General features: G+C 46.3%; 22 protein-coding genes and 1 tRNA gene. 6 read left to right on the forward strand and 17 right to left on the reverse strand.

The window, feature by feature from the left end:
* Positions 1-7: 7 nt before the first annotated feature.
* The 3 genes from dtd (at position 8) to deoC (ending at position 1,890) form a co-directional block, all read left to right on the forward strand.
* Positions 8-460 carry a D-aminoacyl-tRNA deacylase gene (gene dtd / locus BN102_RS01775; protein ID WP_019207344.1) on the forward strand — a complete coding sequence of 151 codons (453 nt, stop codon included), beginning with the start codon at positions 8-10 and terminating at the stop codon, positions 458-460.
* A 168-nt stretch (positions 461-628) separates the two neighbouring features.
* Positions 629-955, forward strand: a complete 327-nt coding sequence (locus BN102_RS01780) for a nucleotide pyrophosphohydrolase (RefSeq protein ID WP_035455454.1) — start codon at positions 629-631, stop codon at positions 953-955.
* A complete protein-coding gene (gene deoC, locus BN102_RS01785) occupies positions 955-1,890 on the forward strand; it encodes a deoxyribose-phosphate aldolase (RefSeq protein WP_019207347.1) in 936 nt (311 codons plus the stop codon). The genes BN102_RS01780 and deoC overlap by 1 nt, the downstream gene beginning before the upstream one ends.
* A gap of 86 nt (positions 1,891-1,976) precedes the next feature.
* Here the strand turns inward: deoC and BN102_RS01790 are convergent, their stop codons facing one another.
* On the reverse strand, positions 1,977-2,951 hold the full coding sequence (locus BN102_RS01790; protein ID WP_019207348.1) for a polyprenyl synthetase family protein: 975 nt from the start codon (positions 2,949-2,951) through the stop codon (positions 1,977-1,979).
* 89 nt (positions 2,952-3,040) lie between these two features.
* Between BN102_RS01790 and polA the strand changes: the two genes are divergently transcribed.
* Positions 3,041-5,935: a DNA polymerase I gene (gene polA, locus BN102_RS01795; protein WP_019207349.1), complete on the forward strand. Its 2,895-nt coding sequence runs from the start codon at positions 3,041-3,043 to the stop codon at positions 5,933-5,935.
* Between the two features lie 635 nt (positions 5,936-6,570).
* Positions 6,571-7,677, forward strand: a complete 1,107-nt coding sequence (gene ychF, locus BN102_RS01805) for a redox-regulated ATPase YchF (RefSeq protein WP_019207351.1) — start codon at positions 6,571-6,573, stop codon at positions 7,675-7,677.
* Between the two features lie 170 nt (positions 7,678-7,847).
* Here ychF and mutS read toward each other — a convergent pair whose 3' ends face one another.
* Positions 7,848-10,466, reverse strand: coding sequence for a DNA mismatch repair protein MutS (gene mutS / locus BN102_RS01810; protein WP_019207352.1), 2,619 nt, complete (start codon positions 10,464-10,466; stop codon positions 7,848-7,850).
* Positions 10,467-10,706: 240 nt separating this feature from the next.
* Positions 10,707-10,777 (reverse strand) — tRNA-Gln (locus BN102_RS01815).
* 130 nt (positions 10,778-10,907) lie between these two features.
* On the opposite strand from BN102_RS01815, the gene BN102_RS01820 reads away from it, so the two are divergent.
* Entirely contained in the window at positions 10,908-14,162 is a 3,255-nt protein-coding gene (locus BN102_RS01820; protein ID WP_036787117.1) for a S41 family peptidase, read from the forward strand.
* Positions 14,163-14,219: 57 nt separating this feature from the next.
* Here the strand turns inward: BN102_RS01820 and BN102_RS01825 are convergent, their stop codons facing one another.
* From BN102_RS01825 to BN102_RS01895, 14 genes are all read right to left on the reverse strand, one after another.
* On the reverse strand, positions 14,220-14,420 hold the full coding sequence (locus tag BN102_RS01825) for a helix-turn-helix transcriptional regulator (RefSeq protein WP_019207355.1): 201 nt from the start codon (positions 14,418-14,420) through the stop codon (positions 14,220-14,222).
* Positions 14,410-14,883 (reverse strand): hypothetical protein, encoded by a 474-nt coding sequence (locus BN102_RS01830; protein WP_019207356.1) that lies wholly within the window; start codon positions 14,881-14,883, stop codon positions 14,410-14,412. The genes BN102_RS01825 and BN102_RS01830 overlap by 11 nt, the downstream gene beginning before the upstream one ends.
* Before the next feature lie 346 nt (positions 14,884-15,229).
* The gene (gene tyrS / locus BN102_RS01835) at positions 15,230-16,531 is read right to left on the reverse strand and encodes a tyrosine--tRNA ligase (protein WP_019207357.1); all 1,302 of its coding nucleotides are present in this window, start codon (positions 16,529-16,531) and stop codon (positions 15,230-15,232) included.
* A 90-nt stretch (positions 16,532-16,621) separates the two neighbouring features.
* Positions 16,622-17,350, reverse strand: coding sequence for a TatD family hydrolase (locus BN102_RS01840; RefSeq protein ID WP_245545295.1), 729 nt, complete (start codon positions 17,348-17,350; stop codon positions 16,622-16,624).
* Complete coding sequence (gene yidD, locus BN102_RS01845) at positions 17,262-17,480, reverse strand: membrane protein insertion efficiency factor YidD (RefSeq protein ID WP_035455456.1); 219 nt, start codon at positions 17,478-17,480, stop codon at positions 17,262-17,264. The genes BN102_RS01840 and yidD overlap by 89 nt, the downstream gene beginning before the upstream one ends.
* A gap of 41 nt (positions 17,481-17,521) precedes the next feature.
* The gene (gene rnpA / locus BN102_RS01850; protein ID WP_019207360.1) at positions 17,522-17,917 is read right to left on the reverse strand and encodes a ribonuclease P protein component; all 396 of its coding nucleotides are present in this window, start codon (positions 17,915-17,917) and stop codon (positions 17,522-17,524) included.
* Between the two features lie 88 nt (positions 17,918-18,005).
* Positions 18,006-18,755 carry a uroporphyrinogen-III synthase gene (locus BN102_RS01855; protein WP_036786934.1) on the reverse strand — a complete coding sequence of 250 codons (750 nt, stop codon included), beginning with the start codon at positions 18,753-18,755 and terminating at the stop codon, positions 18,006-18,008.
* 14 nt (positions 18,756-18,769) lie between these two features.
* A complete protein-coding gene (locus BN102_RS01860; RefSeq protein WP_019207362.1) occupies positions 18,770-19,567 on the reverse strand; it encodes a DUF4271 domain-containing protein in 798 nt (265 codons plus the stop codon).
* 4 nt (positions 19,568-19,571) lie between these two features.
* On the reverse strand, positions 19,572-20,864 hold the full coding sequence (metK, locus tag BN102_RS01865; RefSeq protein ID WP_019207363.1) for a methionine adenosyltransferase: 1,293 nt from the start codon (positions 20,862-20,864) through the stop codon (positions 19,572-19,574).
* 787 nt (positions 20,865-21,651) lie between these two features.
* On the reverse strand, positions 21,652-22,128 hold the full coding sequence (gene folK / locus BN102_RS01875; RefSeq protein ID WP_019207365.1) for a 2-amino-4-hydroxy-6-hydroxymethyldihydropteridine diphosphokinase: 477 nt from the start codon (positions 22,126-22,128) through the stop codon (positions 21,652-21,654).
* 7 nt (positions 22,129-22,135) lie between these two features.
* Positions 22,136-23,191 carry a tRNA preQ1(34) S-adenosylmethionine ribosyltransferase-isomerase QueA gene (queA, locus tag BN102_RS01880; protein WP_019207366.1) on the reverse strand — a complete coding sequence of 352 codons (1,056 nt, stop codon included), beginning with the start codon at positions 23,189-23,191 and terminating at the stop codon, positions 22,136-22,138.
* Positions 23,192-23,276: 85 nt separating this feature from the next.
* Complete coding sequence (truB, locus tag BN102_RS01885) at positions 23,277-24,017, reverse strand: tRNA pseudouridine(55) synthase TruB (RefSeq protein WP_019207367.1); 741 nt, start codon at positions 24,015-24,017, stop codon at positions 23,277-23,279.
* 6 nt (positions 24,018-24,023) lie between these two features.
* Positions 24,024-24,824, reverse strand: coding sequence for an undecaprenyl-diphosphate phosphatase (locus BN102_RS01890; protein ID WP_019207368.1), 801 nt, complete (start codon positions 24,822-24,824; stop codon positions 24,024-24,026).
* A gap of 9 nt (positions 24,825-24,833) precedes the next feature.
* Positions 24,834-25,076 carry a DUF3098 domain-containing protein gene (locus BN102_RS01895; protein WP_019207369.1) on the reverse strand — a complete coding sequence of 81 codons (243 nt, stop codon included), beginning with the start codon at positions 25,074-25,076 and terminating at the stop codon, positions 24,834-24,836.
* Positions 25,077-25,078 lie beyond the last annotated feature (2 nt).

The following is a 25,078-nucleotide window of genomic DNA, read 5'->3' on the forward strand; positions in this document are numbered from 1 at the left end:
ATTAAGTATGCGAATCGTCATTCAAAGAGTAAGCAGCGCTGCAGTAACCGTCCACGACATTTGCAAATCGTCGATCCGGGAAGGTTTTGTAATTCTGGTCGGAATAGAGGAAGCCGACACGCGAGAAGATGCGGATTGGCTAAGCAAAAAAATAGTAAACTTAAGAGTCTTCGATGATGAGCAAGGAGTTATGAACAAATCCATCGTAGAAACAGGCGGCAACATCTTGCTGATCAGCCAATTTACGCTGCACGCATCGTACAGAAAAGGCAACCGTCCGTCTTATATCAAGGCTGCCAAACACGAAATCGCCGTTCCTCTCTATACATATTTCATCAAGCGATTAAACGAAGATTTGGGAAAACCGATCCAAACAGGTGAATTCGGCGCCGATATGAAAGTCACATTGGTTAATGATGGCCCCGTAACCATTTGTATGGACTCTAAAAACAAAGAGTAAAACGGATGAAACAGTATATCGAATACATCAATTCTGCAATCGTGGCATCATTAATGCTGAAAGATGTTTTAAATACGGGAATTTTTGTCTATATTGTCGTGATTTTAACCGTCATGCCGAGTATGCTTGCACTCATCACCTTATACAAATTATGATATGAAGAACGAACTGACACTCGAGGAAGCTCAAAGACAAGTCGACGATTGGGTCAAGACTTATGGCGTGCGTTATTTTAGCGAATTGACCAACATGACAATTCTTACGGAAGAGGTAGGCGAATTAGCACGCATCATGGCCAGAAAGTACGGTGACCAATCATTTAAACTCGGCGAAAAAGACAATCTTTCCGATGAAATGGCTGATATCCTGTGGGTCTTGCTTTGCATAGCCAACCAAACGGGAGTCGATCTGACGGAAGCTTTCGAACAAAACTTGAAAAAGAAAACCGAGAGAGATAAAGAAAGACATATAAACAATCTAAAATTAAAAGCGTAATGGAACATACTCACGATCACACCCGAAAACATGATCATGCACCCGAAGAATGGCACAACAAGTATACGGAAGCACTTGCCATGTATAATACCCACCTCCATGACGACGAAGTAGCACACATTTTACATCATCTCGTTGAAGAGCATGCTGCAGAAAACGATACCGTCGAAGTAAAGAAACTGCTATTCAACTGTATAGACCTGACTACCCTGAAAACTACCGACACAGACGTAAGCGTCATGAACTTTACCAAGAAGGTCAACGACTTTGATAATGACTATCCCGACATGGAGAATGTCGCAGCGATTTGCGTTTATCCTAATTTTGCGGAAATAGTCCGCGACACGCTCGAAGTCGACAGCGTGAACATTGCTTGCGTCAGCGGAGGCTTCCCGTCCGCTCAAACATTCATGGAAGTGAAAGTAGCGGAAACGGCTATGGCCCTACACGAAGGAGCAGACGAAATAGACATCGTAATCCCCGTAGGCAAGTTCCTCCACGGAGAATACCGCGAAATGTGCGATGAAATCAACGAATTGAAAGAAGTTTGCGGCGGACATATCTTAAAAGTCATCCTCGAAACCGGTGCGCTTCAAACCGCAACGAATATCAAAAAAGCGGCACTCCTCGCCATGTATTCGGGCGCCGACTTTATCAAGACCTCAACCGGAAAGGATATCCCCGGAGCCTCCCCGTTCGCCGCATTGGTAATGTGCGATGCGATAGAGGAATACTATAAGAAAACTGGTCGGAAGGTGGGTTTCAAACCGGCAGGAGGCATTAATACGGTTCGCGATGCCGTCGTATACTATACCATCGTCAAAGAGGTCTTGGGTACAGAGTGGCTGGATAACAAACTGTTCCGCCTGGGTACCAGTCGACTGGCAAATCTCCTTCTCTCCGATATTTTCGGTAAAGAAACGAAATGCTTCTAAGTGGCAAAGAAATTCGGACAGAGAAACTCGAGCGATATTAGCCAACCGGCGAGGTTTTCACTTAACAAAAACCGGCGCGCATAAGCTTATTTTTCCCGATCGACCACAAAGTCGATATAGGCGGTAAGCGTTTCGCAAATATCGTCGGAGACCATCTCTTTCAACATTCCTACTGCACGATCCCGATATTCGTGCATGATCTTGTTGGCATAATCAATACCCCCATTGGATTTGACAATGTCGACGAAATGGGAGATCTCACCCGCTGAAGCCTTTAAAGAACGGATACGCAACGCAATTTCGCGAACGGAAGCATCTTCCGTGTGATTAATGACATATAAGGCCGGTAAAGTTAATTTTCCCTCGTGCATATCATTTTCTGTCGGCTTTCCTATCTCAGGCGAGGGATAATAATCGAAGATGTCATCCTTAATCTGGAAGGCAAGCCCCACCAATTCGCCGAAATTGTACACTTTACCCACCTTTTCTTCAGGCGCACCGGTCGAAATGGCTCCTACTGCAGCGCAAGATGAAAAGAGGGCGGCGGTTTTCTTCCTGATGACATCAAAATAGACCTTTTCATCGAAAGAAGTGCTTTGTACATTCGTTAGCTGGATGATCTCGCCTTCGGCCAAATTCTGCCCTAAGCGAGCAATCACGTCGACAATCTGCGTCGAATTCGTTAAAGCAGCATGTTTCAAGGAGTTGGATAAGATATAATCGCCGACCAGCACAGAAATTTTGTTATCGTAAACAGCATTCACGGAAGGTTGTCCGCGACGCTCATCGCTTTCATCGACCACATCATCGTGCAACAGACTGGCCGTATGCAAGAGTTCCAAAGAGATCGAAGCATGGAATACGGTTTCCGTCACATCGCCCAAGCCCTTCGCAACGAGCAAAGTGAGGATCGGGCGCAACATCTTTCCATTCCGCTGTTTAATATGAATTAAGACCTCATTAAGCAAGGGATTGGAACTTTGCAACGAAGAATCGAAAAGAGCTTTAAATGCACCAAACTCTTTCATTATGGGCGCTTTGATGAGTTGCAGCTTATCCATGAAGTAAATTTGAGTACAAAAATAGTAATAAAAGCCGGAATACTGTATTTTATTATTAAATTTACCCTGAAATCAAACTAATTTTTAGCATGGAACGACTGTTTCTCCTCGATGCATACGCATTGATATATCGCGCATACTATGCATTCATCAAAAATCCACGTATCAACTCAAAAGGCTTCAACACTTCTGCGGTACTCGGCTTCGTAAATACTTTAGAAGATGTTTTACGCAAAGAACAACCTACTCATATCGGTATCGCATTCGATCCGCCCGGACCGACGTTTCGTCATGAAGCATACCCGGAATACAAGGCTCAACGGGAAGAGACGCCGGAAGTGATTCGTCTGTCGGTGCCTATCATCAAAGAGATAATCCGGGCATATCGCATCCCCATCTTAGAAGTTCCGAAGTATGAGGCCGACGATATTATCGGGACACTTGCCACCGAAGCGGGGGCGGCAGGAATAAAAACGTACATGATGACTCCTGATAAGGACTACGGGCAATTGGTGAAAGAAAACGTATTCATGTACCGCCCGCAATACGGAGATAAAGGTTTCGAGGTTTTAGGAGTCGTTGAAATCGAGAAAAAATACGGTTTAAAACGCCCGTCCCAAATGATCGACTTGTTAGGTCTGATGGGAGACGCTTCCGATAATATTCCGGGATGTCCGGGCGTGGGCGAGAAGACCGCACAAAAGCTCCTTCAGGAATACGATTCGATAGAGAATTTATTGGAACATGCAGACCAGCTGAAAGGGGTATTGAAGAAGAAAATAGAAGAGAACAAAGAAATGATCACGTTCTCGAAATTCTTAGCGACGATCAAAACAGACGTTCCTATCGAACTCAATATGGAAGAACTGAAGATAGAACAGCCCGACGAAGAGAAGCTGAAGCATCTCTTTGACGAGATGGAATTCCGAAATTTGCAAACTCGGGTATTTCAACGGAATGCATCCGTCGGTCCGGTTGTCGAATCCGTCCAAACAGAGAAAAAGAACAGTCAGCTCCTCTTCGATCGGCAACCGACCCTCTTCGATCCGATGCTTTCGTTTTTCGATCAACCGCAGAACGAACGGCAAGGAGAACAGCAAAAGGCTCCAGTTCAAGGAGATTTGTTTGCAGAATTCCCGACCGATAGGGAAGAAGATTTGAAAAATCGCACGCTCGATAGTTTAAAAACGTTAAACGCGACGTATAAACTCATTGAAAATGAAGCCGAAAGGAGAGAATTGATTCAAAATTTGTTGACAATGGATCGAATCAGTTTAGACACGGAAACGACGAACATCGACCCTTTCTATGCAGAATTAGTCGGACTAAGCTTCTCCTACAAAGAAAACGAAGCGTTTTACGTTCCCATCCCCGCCAAACAATCGGAGGCTCAACAACTGATAGAAGAATTCCGTCCGGTCTACGAAAACGAAAAATCATTGAAAATAGGCCAGAATATCAAGTATGACATGACCGTTCTCGAAAACTATGGCATTCGCCTCAAAGGAAAATTATTCGATACGATGGTCGCTCACTACATTCTTCAACCCGAGCTGCGCCACAACATGGATTATTTGGCCAAGATATATCTTCACTATCAAACTATTCATATTGACGAACTGATCGGGCCGAAGGGGAAAGATCAAAAAAATATGCGGGATTTGTTCCCTCGAGAAGTATACGAATACGCCTGCGAAGATGCGGATGTGACCTTGAAATTGAAAAACGTGCTGGAAGGAGAACTGAAGAAGTATAAAGCCGAACCGTTGTTCTATGAGATAGAAATGCCGCTAATCCCCGTTCTTGCGAAGATGGAGAGAAACGGGGTTCGAATCGATACCGAAGTACTAAGACAAACCTCGAAAGAATATACCGAACGTATGACTCAGTTGGAAGAGGAAGTACATCGGTTAGCCGGTACGGATTTCAATATCGCTTCTCCCAAACAGGTAGGCGAAGTGTTGTTCGACAAGATGCACATCATCGACAAAGCAAAGAAAACGAAAAGCGGTCAGTATGTTACCAGCGAGGAAGTGCTCGAGAGTTTAAGAAGTAAGCACGAAATCGTCGGGAAGATTTTGGAGCATCGCGGCTTAAAGAAATTAGTAGGAACCTATATCGACGCATTGCCTCTTTTAATAAACCCGAAAGACGGAAGAATACACACCTCGTTCAACCAAACCGTCACTGCCACAGGAAGGCTTTCTTCGAGTAACCCCAACCTGCAGAACATACCGGTAAGAAACGAAGACGGAAAAGAAATACGAAAAGCTTTCATTCCGGATGACGGCTGCGAATTTTTATCCGTCGACTATTCGCAAATAGAATTGCGGATAATGGCGCATCTGAGCGGAGATAAAAATATGATAGAAGCTTTTATGGAAGGAAACGATATTCATGCCGCCACCGCCGCCAAAATCTTCAAGAGGCCTCTCGAGGCAGTCAGCAAAGAAGAACGAAGAAAGGCGAAAACAGCCAATTTCGGCATCATATACGGCATATCCGCTTTCGGGTTAGCCGGCCGAATGGGAGTATCGCGCACAGAAGCCAAACAGCTTATCGACGACTATTTCAAAACATATCCGCAAATTAAGGAGTATATGGATAAAAGCATCCAAAAGGCCCGGATAAACGGCTATATCGAAACGATTTCGGGAAGACGGCGTTATCTGCCGGATATCAATTCGCATAATTCCGTCGTCAGAGGTTATGCAGAACGGAATGCCATCAATGCTCCCATACAAGGCAGTGCAGCCGACATCATCAAGGTTGCAATGATTCGGATCTGTCAGAAATTTCAATCCGAAAGATTGAAGTCTAAAATGATTCTCCAAGTCCATGACGAATTAAACTTCAGCGTTTATCCAGACGAGAGAGAAAAAGTCAGTCAAATTGTAATCGATGAAATGGAAAAGGCTTACACCATGAAAGTTCCGTTAAGAGTAGACAGCGGTTGGGGAAGCAATTGGTTAGAAGCGCACTGAACTGCATTTCCGAATATTATCATTCCCTTCAGTTTCATGGTTATAAAAACAAATCGATCGGTCTATACAAGAGCTATTCTGCCCGTCTTTCCCTTCTCGTCGCCATTTTAAACAGGCGTACGTGTAAAAAGGCTATAACGTTGCAATAAAACGACAAGCTAAACACAACTCACCGGAAAATCACCGGGGATCGGATAGTATTTCCTTCCGTTGACGTCCGATAACCCGACGACGGGGTTGTACAACCTCAACGATGAGGTTCGGAACCTAAACGGACACGTCTCGAACCCCGTCGGATACGTCCGGAATAGATCCGACGCGGTTGTTTATACCGCCATTGACGTCCGATAACCCGACGACGGGGTTGTACAACCTCAACGGATCTATATTTAACCCCAACGGAGAGGTTACCCGACCCCAGCGATGGGATCCAGAATGTCGTTGCGGCCATTTCCTGCAAACAGGATAGCGAATGAAGTACTACGGCCCTCTGCGAACAATGTTTTCGCCAAAACTTCACGTCGGAGGCGACCTTCGGAATTCCTTACGTATATTATTTTGATCAACGTGGGCTTATTTATCACATTTACATTATCTTTGCAGTCTATGAGAAGAAACCCCAAAAGAAATAAATTATGGCTTTACAATGCGGCATCGTCGGGCTTCCCAATGTAGGAAAGTCAACGCTGTTCAATTGTTTGTCGAACGCAAAAGCTCAAGCGGCAAACTTCCCTTTCTGCACCATCGAACCGAATGTGGGCGTGATAACCGTTCCCGACGAGAGATTAAATAAATTAGCGGAATTGGTTCATCCCGGACGTATCGTTCCGGCGACGGTCGAAATCGTCGATATTGCCGGATTGGTAAAAGGAGCAAGTAAAGGCGAAGGGCTCGGAAACAAATTCCTCGCGAACATTCGCGAAACCGATGCGATCATCCATGTCTTACGCTGTTTCGACGATGACAATATCGCGCACGTAGACGGAAATATCGATCCGATTCGCGATAAGGAGGAGATCGATGCAGAACTTCAATTAAAAGATTTGGAAACCGTTGAAAGCCGTATTTCGAAAGTTCTGAAACAAGCCCAAAGCGGCGACAAGGAGGCAAAGAAAACATACGAGATCTTAACACAATATCAAAAGGTGTTGGAAGAAGGGAAATCGGCTCGTACCCTTACCTTCGACGACGAAGAAAGCCGACATATCGCTCACGACTTATTCCTCTTGACGAACAAACCCGTCCTTTACGTTTGCAATGTCGACGACGCCAGTGCGGCAACAGGCAACAGTTACGTGGAGCAAGTCCGCAAAGCGGTCGAAGAAGAGCATGCGGAGTTATTGGTGGCGGCTGCAAAGACAGAGGCCGACATCGCCGAATTAGAAACGTATGAAGACCGTCAGCTATTCCTTCAGGAAATCGGATTGACAGAGTCCGGAGCCAACCGATTAATCAAGGCAGCCTTCCGGCTTTTGAATTTAGAAACATTCATTACCGCCGGCGAAATGGAAGTGAAGGCTTGGACATACCGGAAGGGGTGGAAAGCCCCGCAATGCGCCGGAATCATTCACACCGATTTCGAAAAGGGCTTCATACGGGCAGAAGTGATCAAATACGAGGATTACCTCCACTACGGATCCGAAAACGCCGTAAAAGAAGCGGGAAAAATGGCTATCGAAGGCAAGGAATACGTCGTACAGGACGGAGATATCATGCATTTCCGCTTCAACGTTTCCAAATAAGAATGTTCACGCGACTTCCGTGAAGTCGAAAACATCTCTCTCCCGCAAGCAGCTCCGTTTGTCATCATACAAAAAATAGGGATTACCTTTCAAACCTGCACCTGATGCAAGCAAGAAAAAGGATCTTCGACGAGAACTTTCTCTTTTGAAAAGTTGCAAAACGCCGGGGTCTACTTACCTTTCACGATCTTTTTAATATCGTTCAATTTATTCAACGCTTCGATCGGCGTGAGATGATCGACTTCTAAATTCAAGATTTCATCCCGTATCTGGCAAAGTACCGGATCGTCCAGTTGGAAAAAGCTCAACTGAATGCCATCTTCCTGCTTTGTCCGAACGACAGAATCGGAAGACGATCCCAATCCCTCTCTACTCGTGGAATTCTCCAATTGATGCAGAATTTCATTAGCGCGTTCGACAATGCTCTTCGGCATGCCCGCCATCTTGGCCACATGGATTCCGAAAGAATGTTCGCTCCCGCCCTTTTGTAATTTTCGCAGGAATATCACTTTGTTGTCAACTTCCTTTACGGCCACATTGTAGTTCCGAATGCGCGCAAACGATTTCTCCATCTCGTTCAACTCATGATAGTGCGTAGCGAATAACGTTCTCGCGCGCGCTTTCGGATATTCGTGAATATGCTCGATGATAGCCCATGCGATGGAAATACCGTCGTAAGTAGATGTCCCCCGACCCAATTCATCGAACAGCACCAAGCTTTTCGGCGAGATATTATTCAAGATGCTTGCAGCTTCATTCATTTCGACCATAAAGGTAGATTCGCCCATGGATATATTGTCGCTGGCTCCTACCCGAGTAAACACTTTATCGACCAGTCCGATACGAGCGCTTTCCGCCGGGACGAAACAACCGATCTGCGCCATCAACGTGATCAATGCGGTTTGTCTCAAGAGGGCGGATTTACCGGCCATATTCGGTCCGGTAATGATCATGATCTGCTGCGTGGCCGTATCGAGGTAGACATCATTGGCAATATATTTCTCGCCGACGGGCATCTGCTGCTCTATTACCGGATGACGCCCCTGTTTGATATCCAAGACATCGCTATTTTCGACCACCGGACGGATGTAACGATTTGCCTCCGCCACGTTTGCGAAAGCCAAAAGGCAGTCGAGACGGGCTACTTGAGCGGCATCTATCTGGATAGCGGGAATAAATTCTCCTAACGAAAGTACCAAATCGTTATATATTTTATACTCCAACGATTGAATCTTCTCTTCCGCGCCGAGGATTTTCTCTTCATAAGCCTTCAATTCCTGCGTAATATAACGTTCGGCGTTTACCAGCGTCTGTTTACGGATCCATTCCTGCGGTACTTTTTCTTTATGGGCATTGCGAACTTCGATATAATAACCGAAAACATTGTTGTACGCCACTTTCAAACTCGGTATGCCAGTACGTTCACTTTCCCGTTGCTGTATTTGCAACAGATAATCTTTCCCCGAGCGTGAGATACGCCTGAGTTCATCCAATTCCGCATCGACCCCGTTTGCGATGACATCGCCTTTATTCAGCATCACGGGAGGGTAGTCCACCAGTTCTTTGGCTATTTTTTCGCGAACGGTCATACAAAGATTCAGATTCTCTCCCATTCGTCTCAGACTCTCATTATCGGTGTGCAAACAGGCATTCTTCATCGGTTCGATAGCTTGCAAAGCTATTTTCAGTTGAACGACTTCGCGAGGCGAAATTCTACCTACCGCCGCTTTCGAAATAATCCGTTCCAGATCGCCGATTTCATGAAGTTTATCTTGAATAAAATTCCGAAATTCCGGTTCGCGGAAGAAATATTCCACCACCTCCAAGCGTTCGTCGATCGATTTTTCATTTTTCAACGGAAATACGATCCAGCGACGCAATAATCGACTTCCCATCGGACTGACAGTCTTATCTATCACATCTAAGAGACTGATGCCGTCATCGGTCATGCTACTCAGCAATTCCAGCGAACGTACCGTAAACTTATCCAAACGGACGTACCGGTCTTCTTCGATTCGAGAAAGCGAAGTGATGTGGGCGATTTGATCATGCTGCGTCAGATCCAGGTATTGCAAAATAGCGCCCGAAGCAATGATACCGTTCTTCAGGTGTTCTACGCCAAATCCTTTCAGATTCTTCGTCTCAAAATGTTTTAAAAGCTTTCCGCGAGCGGAATCCTCCGTAAAAACCCAATCGTCCAATTCATACGTATAAAAACGATTACCGAAATTCGCCTCGAAGAGGGTGCGTTTTCCTCGCTCAAAAAGTATTTCTTTCGGCGCGAAACTACCCAACAACTTGTCCACATAGTCGAATGTTCCTTCTGCGGTGAGGAATTCGCCGGTAGATATATCGAGAAAAGCAACTCCGCAAGCCCCTTTGCCAAAGTAAACAGCAGCGAGAAAATTATTCTCTTTGTAAGAAAGTACGTTATCGTTGATGGCCACTCCCGGCGTAACCAATTCGGTAATCCCGCGCTTTACCAATTTCTTCGTAAGCTTGGGGTCTTCCAGCTGGTCGCAAATGGCGACGCGCTTACCGGATCGGATAAGTTTCGGCAAATAAGTATCGAGTGCATGGTGGGGGAATCCGGCCATCTCAATGGTTTTTTCCTGTCCGTTGGCCCGTTTGGTAAGCGTTATTCCAAGAATTTGAGAAGCAATGACCGCATCCTCCGAATACGTCTCGTAAAAGTCACCGCAACGGAACAGCATAATCGCATCCGGGTGTTTGGCTTTCAACGACATGAACTGCTTCATCATGGGGGTCATTACTATCTCTTTTGCCATGGCTTTTAGTATTCTCGCTTTAGTTGGCAAAGATAAACAATCTCCGAAAAATTCCATTCCCCCGCTTGCTAAAAAATCACAAGCGAAAAGAAGATAAACGTGAACCACCACACCTCTCCGACCGAGGTATCCGCACGTCTTGATAAAATGAAAAGGACTGTCGTATAACGGTTTTGTTGGAAAAACTTGTTCCCCCTAAAGATCGATCCTCTGCAAAATCGCTCTTTCTCTTTTTTCGAGTTGGACTACCAGGACTCGAACCTGGTCAAACAGAACCAAAACCTGTTGTGCTACCATTACACCATAGTCCAATCGACGGCGCCTCCGCCGAAACGCTGCAAATATACGTTTTTCTGCCGAGATCAGCCAAATAATTCCTTATTTTTTTCGCATACAACTCTATTTGATTAACTTTGTGAATTATGAAAAAACAATTTTATGATGAAAAAACTTTTTTCCGTACTGACATGGTCGGTTATTTCACTTCAATGTTTCGCCATCACTCCTTTATGGCTGCGCGACGTTCAAATCTCGCCGGACGGAACAGCCATCGTGTTCTGTTATAAAGGCGATGTATACAGGGTAAATGCACAAGGAGGCACAGCTCTTCGACTGACTACACAGGATTCCTACGAATGCAATCCCGTCTGGTCGCCAGACGGAAAGCAAATCGCATTCGCCAGCGATCGGAACGGAAATTTCGATATCTTCGTGATGCCTTCGGCAGGTGGTACACCTCAGTGTCTGACCACTTATTCTTCGGCCGAAATCCCTTCTGCCTTTACGCCTGACGGAAAATACATCGTATTCTCGGCCGCCATCCAAGATCCCGTAGAGAGCGCCCTCTTCCCCAAACCCACGATGACTGAAGTGTACAGAGTTCCCGTTGAGGGCGGACGAACGGAGCAAGTACTCGGCACGCCGGCGGAGATGATCAATTTTTCCAAAGAAGGCGATCGCTTTGTCTATCAAGACCAGAAAGGGGTGGAGAGCGAATGGAGAAAACATCATACCTCTTCCATCACGCGCGATATCTGGCTATACGACGCAAGGGAGAGGAAGCATACCAACCTCACTGACAGGGCTGGCGAAGACCGCAATCCGATCCTTGCGAACGACGACCAAACCGTTTACTTCCTCAGCGAACGCAACGGCAAGAGTTTCAACGTCTATTCCTTTGCCCTAAGCAACCCGCAGCAAGTAAAAGAAATTACAACGTTCGACATTCATCCGGTACGCTTCCTTTCCTCTGCCCGGAACGAGTTGCTCTGCTTTACTTATGACGGCGAGATATACACGCAACGGGACGGCGAGAAGCCGAATAAGGTAACGATAAACCTTGTTCGCGACGACGAAAACCAACCGGTCGATTTGCGCTTCAGTCGGGGGGCTTCCTCCGCTTCCGTCTCGCCGGACGGGAAACAAGTCGCATTCACCGTACGCGGCGAAGTTTTCGTCACGTCGGTCGAATACAATACGACCAAACAAATCACCCATACGGCAGCAAACGAACGAAGTGTCGAATTCGGCAAAGATAACCGCACGTTGTACTATGTCAGCGAACGCGACGGACACTGGAACCTTTACGAGGCCAAAATATCCCGCAAAGAAGAATTGAATTTTCCCAATGCCACGTTGATCGAAGAACGCGCTTTATTCGATGCATCGGATGGCATCGAACGGACATTCCCGCAAATTTCTCCTGACGGCAAGGAGTTAGCCTTTATCGAAAGCAGAAAGAAGCTCATGGTGATGAACCTCGCTTCCAAAGCTGTCCGCCAAATAACCGACGGATCGACCTGGTACGGAACAAACGGAGGATTCACTTATCGGTGGTCGCCGGACGGCAAATGGTTTGCGTTCGAATTCATCGGCCATCGACGCGATCCGTACACAGACATCGGTTTGGTAAGCGCTCAGGGAGGAACCATTGTCAATCTGACCAACAGCGGGTATTTCGATAGTGATCCACAATGGACTTTAGACGGCCAGGCCATCCTTTTCCAGTCAGAACGCTACGGGATGCGAAACCACGCCTCATGGGGCTCGCTAACCGACGCCATGCTCGTCTTCCTCAATGAGGATGCCTATGACAAATTCTGTCTCAGCCAAGAAGATTACGAGCTTCAAAAGGAATTAGAAAAAGAACGGAAGAAAGCAGAAAAAAAAGACGGGAAAAAAGACAGAAAAAAGGATAAAGACAAACCAGAAGAAGATAAGGAGGAAGAGGTAAAAACCATTGAAGTAGAACTCAAAAACATAGAAGACCGTATCGTCCGCTTAACACCGAACTCTTCGAACATGAGCGGACAAATCATCGATAAAGAAGGCAAAAGCCTCTACTACCTCACCTCCTTCGAGAAAGATTACGACCTCTGGAAACTCGACTTACGAGAAAAGAAAGAAATGAAGCTGCTCAGCAAGGGAGCCGGACCGGGATTCTTCGAAATGGACAAGGAAGGAAAGCAGATCTTCCTCTTAGGCAGCGGCAGCATGCAGAAAATGGAAGTGAAGTCGGAAACACTGAAACCCATCACCTATACGGCGGAGATGAAAATGGACCTGCCCGCAGAAAGGGAATATATGTTCAACCATATTTACAAACAGGAACAACAGCGCTTCTATAACCTGAACATGCACGGAGTAAACTGGGATCAAATGACAGAAGCCTACCGGAAATTCCTGCCGCATATCGACAACAATTACGACTTTGCAGAAATGCTGAGCGAATGGTTGGGCGAACTGAACGTCTCGCATACGGGAGGGCGTTATTACCCCGATGCGAAAGGAAACGCAACGGCGAACCTGGGACTCTTGTACGACTGGAACTACACCGGCCAAGGATTGAAGGTGGCGGAGGTGGTGGAAAAAGGCCCTTTCGATCGCGCCGATTCGAAGGTGAAGGTCGGAGACATCGTAGAAAAAATCGACGGGATAGCCATCACGCCCGAAATCAACATCGCTCCCCTCTTGAACGACAAGGTGAAAAAGAAAACCCTGATCTCACTCTACGACCCACAAAGTCAAACGCGGTGGGACGAGGTCGTCCTACCCGTTACGCAAGGAAATTTCAATAATCTGCTCTACCAACGATGGGTAAAACAGCGTGCGGCGGACGTCGATCGATGGTCGAACGGCCGATTGGGCTACGTCCACATCCAATCGATGGGCGACAACAGCTTCCGCTCCATTTATTCCGATATCCTAGGCAAGTACAACCAACGAGAAGGCATGGTGATCGACACGCGCTTCAACGGAGGCGGTCGATTACACGAAGATATCGAAATCCTGTTCAGCGGGAAAAAGTATTTCACTCAAGTAATTCGCGGGATAGAAGCTTGCGACATGCCAAGCCGGCGATGGAACAAACCGAGCATCATGGTTCAGGGCGAAGCCAATTACAGCAACGCACACGGTACCCCCTGGGTATACAAGCATCAGGGATTAGGCAAATTGGTAGGAATGCCCGTTCCCGGCACGATGACCAGCGTCTCGTGGGAGACATTGCAGGACAACACGCTGGTATTCGGTATCCCTATCATCGGGTACCGTCTCCCCGACGGCAGCTATTTGGAGAACACCCAATTGGAACCGGATATCAAGATAGCCAATTCGCCAGAGGCTGTCGTTAAAGGGCAAGACACACAACTAAAAACGGCAGTCGACGAATTGCTAAAGGAAATAGACGGGAAATAAAAGACTTGCGGAAAGGGGCTTATCGTTCAGAATAATCCCCTTTCCGTACAGATCGCTTCAGTCGCTTTCTTCCAACAGAAAAATATCATCGACAGGCTTCTCGAACACTTTCGACATCTTCAAAGCCAAGAGGGTAGAGGGAATATATTTCCCCGATTCTATCGCATTGATGGTCTGCCGGCTTACCCCTATCCGCTCGGCCAGTTGTTGCTGAGTTATCCGTTTAATAGCGCGTTCCACTCTTATGTTATTCTTCATTACCAGCCCTCCTGAATCTCCAAAGATCATAATGATATTTCAAAAGAAAAAGGATGAACATCGAAAACATATAAATGAAAACGAAATACAGGTAAACAAACTCAAAGAAAAACACGGTTCCTAAAATAAGTAAAGCCATGTTCACGGTAATCGCCCAGACTAACGATTTCATCCTGATATTGGCAATGCATTCGTCCTCGTCTTTCTCTTTCGAAAAAGTGATAAAGAGCAGGGAGACGGCCAAGCCTATTACGGCAATCTCATCCAACCAACTTCCATTGTCTGTTACAGAGAGGAAGTTGAATCCGCCCAAGGTGTCGCCTCCAATCAATGCAATAGCCTTAGACGGAAGGAAGGCCACCTCTCCATCAAACAGACAGTACAAACCTAATATTGCGCAAGGAACCGCCAACAACCAACCGACTTTTCTGTATTTGTTCGGAAATAAATAATTCTTTTTCATAAGCATTCGTTTTAAAAAGACACCACAAAAGTAAAGGATACATTACATTAAGGCAAGCAAACAAGACATAAAGATCACGTCAATTAATATTATTTAATCATTACTTCGGTAAAAAGGGTGTTGTCGAAGCAAGCCTCGTCGCCTCGAGAAAAAGCAATTACCCTATTTCCAAGTTCTCGAAAAACCGATGGGAAAGAGGTATAAATCCCGACTCATTTTCGTTACGCTCCCAGAAGACGGCGACGTTCCGGATCCCACCGTTGAGACCGGGTAACTATTCTGAGACGGGGAGGTAGCCGGAAAGGATGAAAAAGAGAGATACAGGCGATAAACTAAAATCTATTTGCTATTTTGCAATAAGCAAATAATAGTTCTTTTTGCCACGTTGAAAGAGCAGATATTTATCGGCCAAAAGGTCTCTCGTAGAAATTACTCGGTCGAAAACCGTCAATTTCTCTTTGTTGAGCGAAACGCCGCCACTCTGTACCAATTTGCGCATCTCTCCCTTCGAAGCGAATACAGCGGCATTGGCGGTAGTCAGATCGACGGCCTTGATGCCAACCGCCAGCTCCTCGCGGGCAACTTCAAAGGTCGGAACTCCGTCGAAGACTTCCAGTAGCGTCGGTTCGTCCAAGCCGGCCAAGACGTCGGGTGTCGCATTGCCGAACAGGATGTCGGAAGCCACCACTGCCGCTACGTACTCCTCTTTGGAATGAACCATTGTCGTCACCTCCTGCGCCAAGCGCTTCTGCAAGATACGCAAGTGCGGAGCTTCGGCATGCCGGGCGCCCAGGGAATCGATTTCCTCTTTTTCCAACGAGGTAAAAATCCTGATGTACTTGGCTGCATCGTCATCGCTGACATTGAGCCAGAACTGATAAAACTTATAAGGCGTAGTGCGGCTACGGTCTAACCAAATATTTCCATTTTCCGTCTTGCCGAACTTCTTCCCATCGGATTTGGTAATCAGCGGGCACGTCAGCGCGAAGGCTTCGTGCTCAGGTCCCAGCGTGCGACGGATCAATTCGGTCCCCGTGGTAATGTTTCCCCACTGGTCGTTGCCACCCAGTTGCAATTTGCACTGCATGTGCCGATAGAGATAGAGGAAATCGTAGCCTTGCAGTAGCTGGTACGTAAATTCCGTGAAAGAAAGTCCGTCGTGAGCCTCTCCGTTCAGTCGTTTTTGGACAGAATCCTTGGCCATCATATAGTTTACCGTGATATGTTTTCCTACTTCGCGTGCAAAATCGAGGAAAGAGAAATCTTTCATCCAGTCGTAGTTGTTGACCATTTCGGCTTTATTCGGCGCTGTTCCGTCGAAATCCAAAAACTTGGCGATTTGCCGTTTAATACATTCCTGATTATGGTAGAGAACCTCAGCATCCAACAGATTGCGTTCCTGGCTCTTTCCCGAAGGGTCGCCGATCATGCCCGTCGCTCCTCCCACAAGGATAATCGGCTTATGTCCGCAACGTTGCAAATGACGGAGCATCATAATGCCACACAGATGGCCGATATGCAAAGAGTCTGCGGTCGGGTCCGTTCCCAAATAAGCGGTCACCCTCTCCCGCAGGAGCAGTTCTTCTGTTCCCGGCGTCATTTGGGCCAACATCCCGCGCCATTTCAATTCTTCCACAAAATTTTTCATCGTCGACTGATAAATCTTTATTAAACGTTTGATTCAAATTCCTTTTAACTTCGCTGCAAAAATACCATACTTTTGCGGAACGAGCAAAACTTATCTTTTGAAAAAGAGGCTGCGGACGTTTTCATCTATCCGTTTCAACAGCGCTTCGTAAGAGAGATTCTTCCTTTCCGAAATACCTCGTATGACGGTTCGGATACCGGCCGTGCCCTCGTCGGTCTCCGTCAGCAACCGATCTTCGGGAATCATTTGTAAGACGGCAGTTTGATACCGTTCGCCGAATGACAGGTAACACTCTTCATTCAACAACCTTTCTGCAATAAACGGATTATTCCGGAACCCGTGTACGATCCAGGGCATTTTCGGCTTCAACTCTCTCTTCAATTGAATGAGTTCGTTGAAACATTTCACACAATGGATAATCAAGGGCTTCCTCCATTCTTCGCTCAACTCGATCTGGCGTTCGAAGACAGTCTTCTGAAGCGCCATATTTCCCGCGGCAAAGCGATCTAATCCCGCTTCTCCGACGGCCAAGACCGTCGGGATCGACACGATTTCCTTTACCAAAAGAAATTCCGGTTCCCAATCCTCTTTCACTTGCCAAGGATGAATGCCGACGGAATAGTAAAATCCCTTCTCCCGACGGAAACCGCCCGCCGGTACATTCCAAATGCTCTCTTCCGGAATCGCAGGTCGATGATGGGTATGAACATCGATTAACATGGCATACGGATTAAGGAACAGGATCGTACCCAGAGCCGCCCCAAGGGTGACAGCGAAGAATCCGACGTATGGCCAAGTACAGGCCCTTGATCGGGCCATGCTTCCCGATCGCTTCGATCGCATATTGAGAACAGGTCGGCGTAAACCGGCACGAAGGCGCCGTGAAAGGCGAGATATACCGCCGGTAAAAGTAAATGGGAAGCAAGAGTACACTCGCGACGCATTTCATCGAAAATTCCCAGGTTTTCCTCAAGACGATCCACGTTTTTCTCATGCTATACGCTCCCTTATGTAACGCAACAATTTCTCCACTTTTGCATCCACCTCTTCCGAGGGATGGATTTTATCATCAAGCCAAATAAAAGCCGCGATCAGTTGCTGAGATTGTTCTGCCAGCTTGTCCAACAACAGATATTTATGCTTCCGATAGGCTTCGCGAATTTGACGTTTGATGCGGTTCCGTTTGACTGCCTGCTTAAAATGTTTTTTAGAAACGCAGATCAACACGGAAACATCGGCGCGCCCCTCGACCGCATCCAATCTTCTATAAACCACCCGCAAAGGAAAGGAAGGGAAAGATCCATTCCCTCCGGCAAACAGTTGATCAATCAACAGCTTGCTGGTTAATCTCTCTCTTTTACCTAACGTATGCGGACGTTCTTTCATGACTAAAACAAAAACCGAAAGTTTCGAATGCAAAATTAAAAAGTTATGCATACAAAACCTTCGGTCTTATCTATAAATCCGAAAAGAATTAATCTTTATTGTGCTCCTTGATGAACAAATCGAGTGCCGCCGTAATGGAGGGAACTTCCGCCGTACCGGCCTGCAAGTCCAACCTCAAACCTGCATCTCTGATAGCCTTCGCCGTCGCCGGACCAAAGCAGCCGATAGCTACTTTTCGCTGATCGAACTTCGGAAAGTTCTTTACTAAGGTGTGCACGCCGGCCGGCGTAAAGAGCAACAGCATATCGTAATCGATATGTTCGTCGGGAGTAAAATCCACACTGACGGTCCGGTACATGATCGCTTCGGTATGTTGAATCCGATTCTCGTCCAAAGCGTTCCTTATCTCATCGGTATGCGTATCCGACATCGGCACGAAATATTTCTCCGCATTGTGCTTTACAATCACAGGCAACAAATCGCAGAACTTTCCTGTCGGGCCGAAGAAGACTTTACGTTTCCGATACTGAACATATTTCTGAATATATAAAGCGATTGTCTCCGAAAGACAGAAATACTTCATCGTCTCCGGAACAGTAATACGAAGTTCGGAACACAATGTAAAGAAATGGTCAATGGCATGCCGTGAGGTGAATATAACCGCACTATGATCCAAAATAGATACCTTCTGTTTTCTGAATTCCTTCACCGGCAATGACTCTACCTTAACAAATGGGCGAAAATCTATTTTCACTCCATACTTCTCAGCAATACTATAATAAGGCGACTTCTCCGAGGTCGGCTTAGGCTGAGAGACGAGAACCTTTTTAATCTTCAATTGTACTCAATTTTTTAAAACCAATAACTATCTACAAACACGACTCCTTTCCAGAGAATCAGATCTGGGAGAATTTCCAGGGCACAAAAGTACAAAATAAAATGTAAAACGTGGTGCAATTGGTTAAAAAAGTTTTTAAAACACTTATATGCTAACAAAAATTTAGAAATAATGACAATGATGCCGGCAAAAATAAACGACAATTGAGAAGACAGATCAAAGAATACGATCAATAAAACAAGCGGAAAGAGTAAAAAACCTATCCAAATAATCACATTAAAATAAGCATTATTCCAAATCAACGTCTTTGCCTTGTTGAATAAAATCAAATTGACGCACGAATAAACCAACCACTTCAAAAGAAAGTAAACCGTAAAAACGGCGATAGACGAAACCAATACAACCTGATGAGGAACACCATCGAAGACAGCGTTTGCATGATCGAAGAAATAATCGAAGAGGCAGAAGCCCGACAGTAAACAGGTTTGGAAAATAAGAACCAACGTATGACGCATATCCGAAGCTGTGGTATCGTCGAAAAGACTTCCCCGTTCCTTGGAAGAGAAAAAGTTCTTGAATTCTTCCATCAGGTGCCTTTTGCCATGAGAGAGCACGTACGAAACCAAAATAAAGCAAAGCAACAAAACGTCGTTCACCATCCAATCGGAACGCAACTGATAGGGCAAAGACTCCCCCTCCATGCCGGGTTGCTCGGTAGAAGAGCGAGCCTGCTTTATCAGTGCGTTTTCCGTTTCGTTCCGATATTCGTTATAACAATGAAAGGAGTACGATATTTCGGGTGTTTCGTTCATCGCATCATAGGTCAAACGCGTCTCTGATTTTATCGACGTAATCCAGCTTCTCCCAAGTAAATAATTCCACGTCGACCGTTTTCGTTTCGTGGTAAAGCGAACGGAACGTCTTTCGCACTTGTTGTGGAGTACGTCCCACATGACCGTAAGAAGCTGTTTCTTCATAAATAGGATGGCGCAATTTCAATCGCTCTTCGATCGCCTTGGGGCGAAGATCGAATAATCGGCCGATCCGTTCTGCGATTTCGCCGTCGGTCAAATCAACATGACTCCGACCGTAAGTATTCACGTAAATATTTATCGGCTCGGCTACTCCGATAGCATACGAAAGCTCGACCGACATTTCGTCGGCCACGCCGGCCGCTACCATATTCTTTGCAATATGCCGGGCGGCGTAAGCAGCACTTCGGTCGACCTTGCTCGGATCCTTTCCCGAGAAGGCGCCTCCGCCGTGAGCGCCTTTACCCCCATACGTATCTACGATAATCTTCCGTCCCGTCAGCCCCGTATCTCCATGCGGGCCGCCGATGACGAACTTACCCGTCGGATTCACGAAATATTTGATTTGCTTATTAAACAAAGCGACGATTTCAGGCGCATGAATTTCCTCTTTCACGCGGGGAATCAGGACATGGATCACATCTTCGCGGATCTTTGCCAGCATCTCCTCGTCGGCTTTCATCCGCGCTTGGGCCGTATCCTCGTTGGGAAGAATAAATTCGTCATGTTGGGTTGAAATAACAATCGTATCGATACGAACCGGCTTACCCCTGTCATCGTATTCGACCGTCACCTGACTCTTCGCATCCGGACGGAGATAAGTCATGATTTTTCCTTCTTTTCTGATCGCCGTCAAGGTCCGCATCAAATGATGCGCCAAGTCTAAGGGCAAAGGCATGTAATTTTCCGTCTCGTTCGTCGCGTAACCGAACATCATGCCCTGGTCGCCGGCACCTTGATCCATCGGATCTTCACGTACCACCCCGCGATGGATATCCGGACTTTGCTCATGAATAGCGGAAAATACGCCGCACGAATTCCCGTCGAACATATACTCACCTTTGGTATAACCGATACGGTTGATCACCTCGCGAGCGACGCGTTGCATATCGATATAGGCTTCCGATTTCACTTCGCCTGCCAACACCACCTGTCCGGTAGTGACCAGCGTTTCACAAGCAACTTTGGAATTAGGATCGAACGCCAGCAGCTTGTCGAGGATAGCGTCCGATATTTGATCGGCCACTTTGTCGGGATGTCCTTCTGACACCGACTCGGATGTAAATAAATACCCCATATTGAATAAAGAATTAAGATGTAACTAATAAATTAATTCGGTTATCAAACGGGGACAAATAAGAGTAGAAGTACGTAGAAAATAATAGGTTTTAGCATTTTTTTCCGTGGTTGCAAGCTACTCAAATCTTTCCACTGTTCGTTAACAACCGCAAAGATAAGCAATAATTAGCATACCTGATGCTAAATTCTTTTAAAACAATAAAAACATAAGTTTAAAATAAGGCTCAGAATATCATTCCTTTTCGGAAAACGACCAAACCTGTCGCAGGTCGAAGTAATTCCGAACGGAAAACGATCGAACCTGTCGCAGGTCGGAGCTATTCCGAACGGAAAACAATCAAACCTGTCGCAGGTCGGAGCTATTCCGAACGGAAAACGATCGAACCTGCCGCAGGTCGGAACAATTCCGAACGGAAAACAATCAAACCTGCCGCAGGTCGGAACAATTCCGAACGGAAAACAATCAAACCTGTCGCAGGTCGAAGCTATTCCGAACGGAAAACGATCGAACCTGCCGCAGGTCGAAGTAATTCCGAACGGAAAACAATCAAACCTGTCGCAGGTCGGAGCTATTCCGAACGGAAAACAATCAAACCTGTCGCAGATCGAAGCTATTCCGAACGGAAAACGATCGAACCTGCCGCAGGTCGGAACAATTCCGAACGGAAAACGATCGAACCTGTCGCAGGTCGGAACAATTCCGAATAAGATCGGATATACAAAAACTAAATACAGGATAAATTCGTCCCCGTCGGATATTGAAAAGCGAAGAAAAGAAGAGTTGCTCAATGGATAACCTTCGTATATTCCGTATACAACTCTCTTACCGTCTTCCTCATAATCGGATGAAAGGCATCCGGAGCGATCTCGACCAAGGGTTCAAGGACAAAACGGCGTTCTTCCATCAAGGGGTGAGGAATTTCCAACTTCTCGCTCTCGATGATCTGTTCGCCATAAAGCAGGATATCTATATCGATAAGGCGATCGGTATACGTCCCGGCAATGCTCTTCGCTGTTCGTCCCATCTTTCTTTCGATACACTGTGTCGCTTCGAGCAATGCTACAGGCGAAAGGGTTGTCCGAACGCCACAAGCCGCATTCAAGAAAGTATGGGAAGAAGCAAAGCCCCACGGAGCGGTAACATAAAAAGCGGAAAGGGTAATGACTTGCCCTATTCGCTTTTTTATTTCTTCTACAGCTAATTGCAAATGGCGTTCCCTCTCCCCTAAATTAGCGCCTAAAGCCAAATAAGCGACTTCCATCCTCGCTCTATTTGTTAAGCACTAACATGGCATCGCCGTAAGTACCGAACTTATAGTCGGTTACCAAAGCCTCCTCATAGGCACGCATGATCAGATCGTACCCTCCAAAGGCGCAAGTGAGCATCAACAATGTGGAGTAGGGCAGTTGGAAATTACTAATCATGCTGTTAGCCAAGGTGAACTCGTACGGAGGGAAAATGAACTTATTCGTCCATCCTTCGAACTCTTTCAGTCGCTCGTCGGTACCTACTGCCGTCTCGATAGCTCGCATCACCGTCGTGCCTACGGCACAGACACTTTTTCCTGCGGCTTTCGCTTTATTGACCGTATCGCAGGCTTCCCTCGTAATGAACATTTGTTCCGAATCCATCTTATGTTTGGTCAGGTCCTCGACATCGATGTCCCGGAAATTACCTAATCCTGCGTGCAAAGTAATGAAAGCAAAGTCGATGCCTTTGATCTCCAAGCGTTTCATCAATTCCCGACTGAAGTGCATACCGGCCGTAGGGGCCGTCACCGCTCCCTCGTTTTTGGCGAAAATACATTGGAAGCGTTCGGAATCTTCCGGTTCTACCGCCCGGTCGATGAAATTAGGCAAGGGGGCTTCTCCCAAGGCATAGAGAGCTTTTTTGAACTCGTCGTGAGGTCCATCGTATAAGAAGCGAAGCGTACGACCTCGAGAGGTCGTATTATCGATAACTTCGGCGACCATCGAGTCGTTTTCACCAAAGTAAAGCTTATTTCCGATACGGATTTTACGGGCAGGGTCGACCAACACATCCCAAAGGCGGAACTGTTCATTCAATTCTCGAAGCAGGAAGACTTCGATCCGCGCACCCGTTTTCTCCTTATTGCCATAAAGACGTGCCGGGAAAACTTTGGTATCGTTAAAGATAAATACATCTTTATCATCAAAATAGTTCAAAACGTCCTTAAATGTCTTGTGTTCGATCTCGCCGGTCGATTTGTGAACCACCATCAGTTTACACTCGTCTCTGAAATGTGTCGGATACAATGCTATTTTTTCTTCCGGCAGTTTAAATTTAAATTGTGAAAGTTTCATGTTTCTATGATCAATAAAAAACGATTATCTATCGATAATATGCAAAAATACGATTCTGAAGGAAGGGTTGTCAAGGATTTGGATGTTAAGAATCTTTAAACGCTTCAAATAAGTCGCCCTCCCGCTTTACCGTCTTTTCTACCTCTTGGGTGTTCAACCACGCGGGGAAATCGTCCATCTTCATACAATCGGCTAACGTCACCTTTCCTATTCTGGTCCGTTGCAATGCGATCAGGTACGCTCCGCTATACAAGGCTTCTCCGATATCTCTGGCCAAAGCCCGGATATAGGTTCCTTTGCTGCAAACCACTCTTATCTTAATGGTCGGCATTCGATAATCGAGCAATTCCATCTCATCGATAACCAAAGTTTTCGGTTTCAACGTCACACTCTTTCCTTTCCTGGCTAATTCGTAGGCTCGTTCTCCGTCTATTTTGCAAGCGGAATAAGCCGGCGGGATCTGCTCAATACTTCCGATAAATCCGTTCAGTACTTCTTCTACCATCTCACGAGTGATATGGGCTGTCGGATAGGTAGCGTCTATGGGTTTTTCCAAATCAAAAGAGGGCGTTGTCGCACCCAGGCACAAGGTCGCGATATATTCTTTGGTATGGTATTGGAATTCCTCGATACGTTTCGTCGCCTTCCCCGTGCAAACAATCATCACACCGGTAGCGAGCGGGTCGAGTGTCCCCGCATGTCCTACCTTGATCTTCTTCACTCCGAGCTTGCGACTGATGTGATAGCGGATTTTGTTTACGACCGAAAAAGAAGTCCACCTCAACGGCTTATTCACATATAAAACTTCCCCTTCAATAAAGTTCATTCTCCCTCAGATTAAAGTAGAAATAACAGTGACCGCCCCGACGAGGGCGCAATAAAGAGCAAAGTAAATCAGCTTCCCTCTCTTTACGAGATGAATCATCCACTTACATGCCAGACAACCGGAAGAGAAAGCCGCCAAGAAACCGATGATCAAAGCGGTTAGCGAAATGTTCGTCGATCCCTCCGCCGAAATTCTGACAATCTTCATTCCGTCCAATAACGCTTCTCCAAGAATGGGAGGTATAACCATCAAGAAAGAGAACTGAGCTAAGCTTTCCTTCTTATTGCCTAACATTAGGCCGGTAGCGATCGTACTTCCGGAACGGGACAATCCCGGCATCACCGCACATGCCTGAGCCAGACCGATGATAAAAGCATCCTTCCTGCTGATATGCGGCTTCCTTCGGGGGCGGGCATAATAAGAAAAAGCCAAGAGAGAGGCTGTCAAAAGCAACATCAGTCCCACTATCAGCAAACCCGAGCCAAAGATTTCCTCCACCTTATCCTTAAAGAAAACGCCTACGATGCCGATCGGTATCATAGAAACAAGGATATTGACGACATAGTCAGTTTCCTCATTCATTCGAAATTTAACCAGTCCACGGAATATCCAGTCGATCTCTTTTCGAAGAATCACCAACGTACTCAACACCGTTGCAATATGCACGGCGATCGTAAACGTCAGGTTATCCTCACCCTCTATGCCGAATAGAGCTGCGCCGATGGCCAAATGCCCGCTGCTGCTCACCGGCAAGTATTCCGTCAATCCCTGAATCAATCCGAGGATCAAAGCTTCCAATCCATCCATTCTTAGCTGTTATTCTTTGTTCGCATCCTTATCCTCCGGCTTGCGAAGAATGCCATAAATCATAAATACAAAGCCGAGGAAGCACATCGCGGGGGCGACCTTGATACGGCGAACGCTAAAGATATCAGGTTGAAAAACCGTCTCCGTCGTACCGGGACCGGTCATCAAGACAAATCCCAAAATAACTATCGCCATCCCAACAGCCAATAAGATGAAGTTGATCTTATCAAAAGCAAATTTCTTTTTGTCCATAG

Source organism: Phocaeicola abscessus CCUG 55929 (assembly GCF_000312445.1).
Taxonomy (GTDB): domain Bacteria; phylum Bacteroidota; class Bacteroidia; order Bacteroidales; family Bacteroidaceae; genus Phocaeicola; species Phocaeicola abscessus.

Bases quoted from the DNA above. Each gene is read 5' to 3' on its own strand.
- dtd (WP_019207344.1), top strand. From the start codon at position 8: ATGCGAATCGTCATTCAAAGAGTAAGCAGCGCTGCAGTAACCGTCCAC.
- deoC (WP_019207347.1), top strand. From the start codon at position 955: ATGGAACATACTCACGATCACACCCGAAAACATGATCATGCACCCGAA.
- BN102_RS01790 (WP_019207348.1), bottom strand. From the start codon at position 2,951: ATGGATAAGCTGCAACTCATCAAAGCGCCCATAATGAAAGAGTTTGGT.
- polA (WP_019207349.1), top strand. From the start codon at position 3,041: ATGGAACGACTGTTTCTCCTCGATGCATACGCATTGATATATCGCGCA.
- ychF (WP_019207351.1), top strand. From the start codon at position 6,571: ATGGCTTTACAATGCGGCATCGTCGGGCTTCCCAATGTAGGAAAGTCA.
- mutS (WP_019207352.1), bottom strand. From the start codon at position 10,466: ATGGCAAAAGAGATAGTAATGACCCCCATGATGAAGCAGTTCATGTCG.
- BN102_RS01820 (WP_036787117.1), top strand. From the start codon at position 10,908: ATGAAAAAACTTTTTTCCGTACTGACATGGTCGGTTATTTCACTTCAA.
- BN102_RS01825 (WP_019207355.1), bottom strand. From the start codon at position 14,420: ATGAAGAATAACATAAGAGTGGAACGCGCTATTAAACGGATAACTCAG.
- BN102_RS01830 (WP_019207356.1), bottom strand. From the start codon at position 14,883: ATGAAAAAGAATTATTTATTTCCGAACAAATACAGAAAAGTCGGTTGG.
- tyrS (WP_019207357.1), bottom strand. From the start codon at position 16,531: ATGAAAAATTTTGTGGAAGAATTGAAATGGCGCGGGATGTTGGCCCAA.
- BN102_RS01840 (WP_245545295.1), bottom strand. From the start codon at position 17,350: ATGGCCCGATCAAGGGCCTGTACTTGGCCATACGTCGGATTCTTCGCT.
- yidD (WP_035455456.1), bottom strand. From the start codon at position 17,480: ATGAAATGCGTCGCGAGTGTACTCTTGCTTCCCATTTACTTTTACCGG.
- rnpA (WP_019207360.1), bottom strand. From the start codon at position 17,917: ATGAAAGAACGTCCGCATACGTTAGGTAAAAGAGAGAGATTAACCAGC.
- BN102_RS01860 (WP_019207362.1), bottom strand. From the start codon at position 19,567: ATGAACGAAACACCCGAAATATCGTACTCCTTTCATTGTTATAACGAA.
- metK (WP_019207363.1), bottom strand. From the start codon at position 20,864: ATGGGGTATTTATTTACATCCGAGTCGGTGTCAGAAGGACATCCCGAC.
- folK (WP_019207365.1), bottom strand. From the start codon at position 22,128: ATGGAAGTCGCTTATTTGGCTTTAGGCGCTAATTTAGGGGAGAGGGAA.
- queA (WP_019207366.1), bottom strand. From the start codon at position 23,191: ATGAAACTTTCACAATTTAAATTTAAACTGCCGGAAGAAAAAATAGCA.
- truB (WP_019207367.1), bottom strand. From the start codon at position 24,017: ATGAACTTTATTGAAGGGGAAGTTTTATATGTGAATAAGCCGTTGAGG.
- BN102_RS01890 (WP_019207368.1), bottom strand. From the start codon at position 24,824: ATGGATGGATTGGAAGCTTTGATCCTCGGATTGATTCAGGGATTGACG.
- BN102_RS01895 (WP_019207369.1), bottom strand. From the start codon at position 25,076: ATGGACAAAAAGAAATTTGCTTTTGATAAGATCAACTTCATCTTATTG.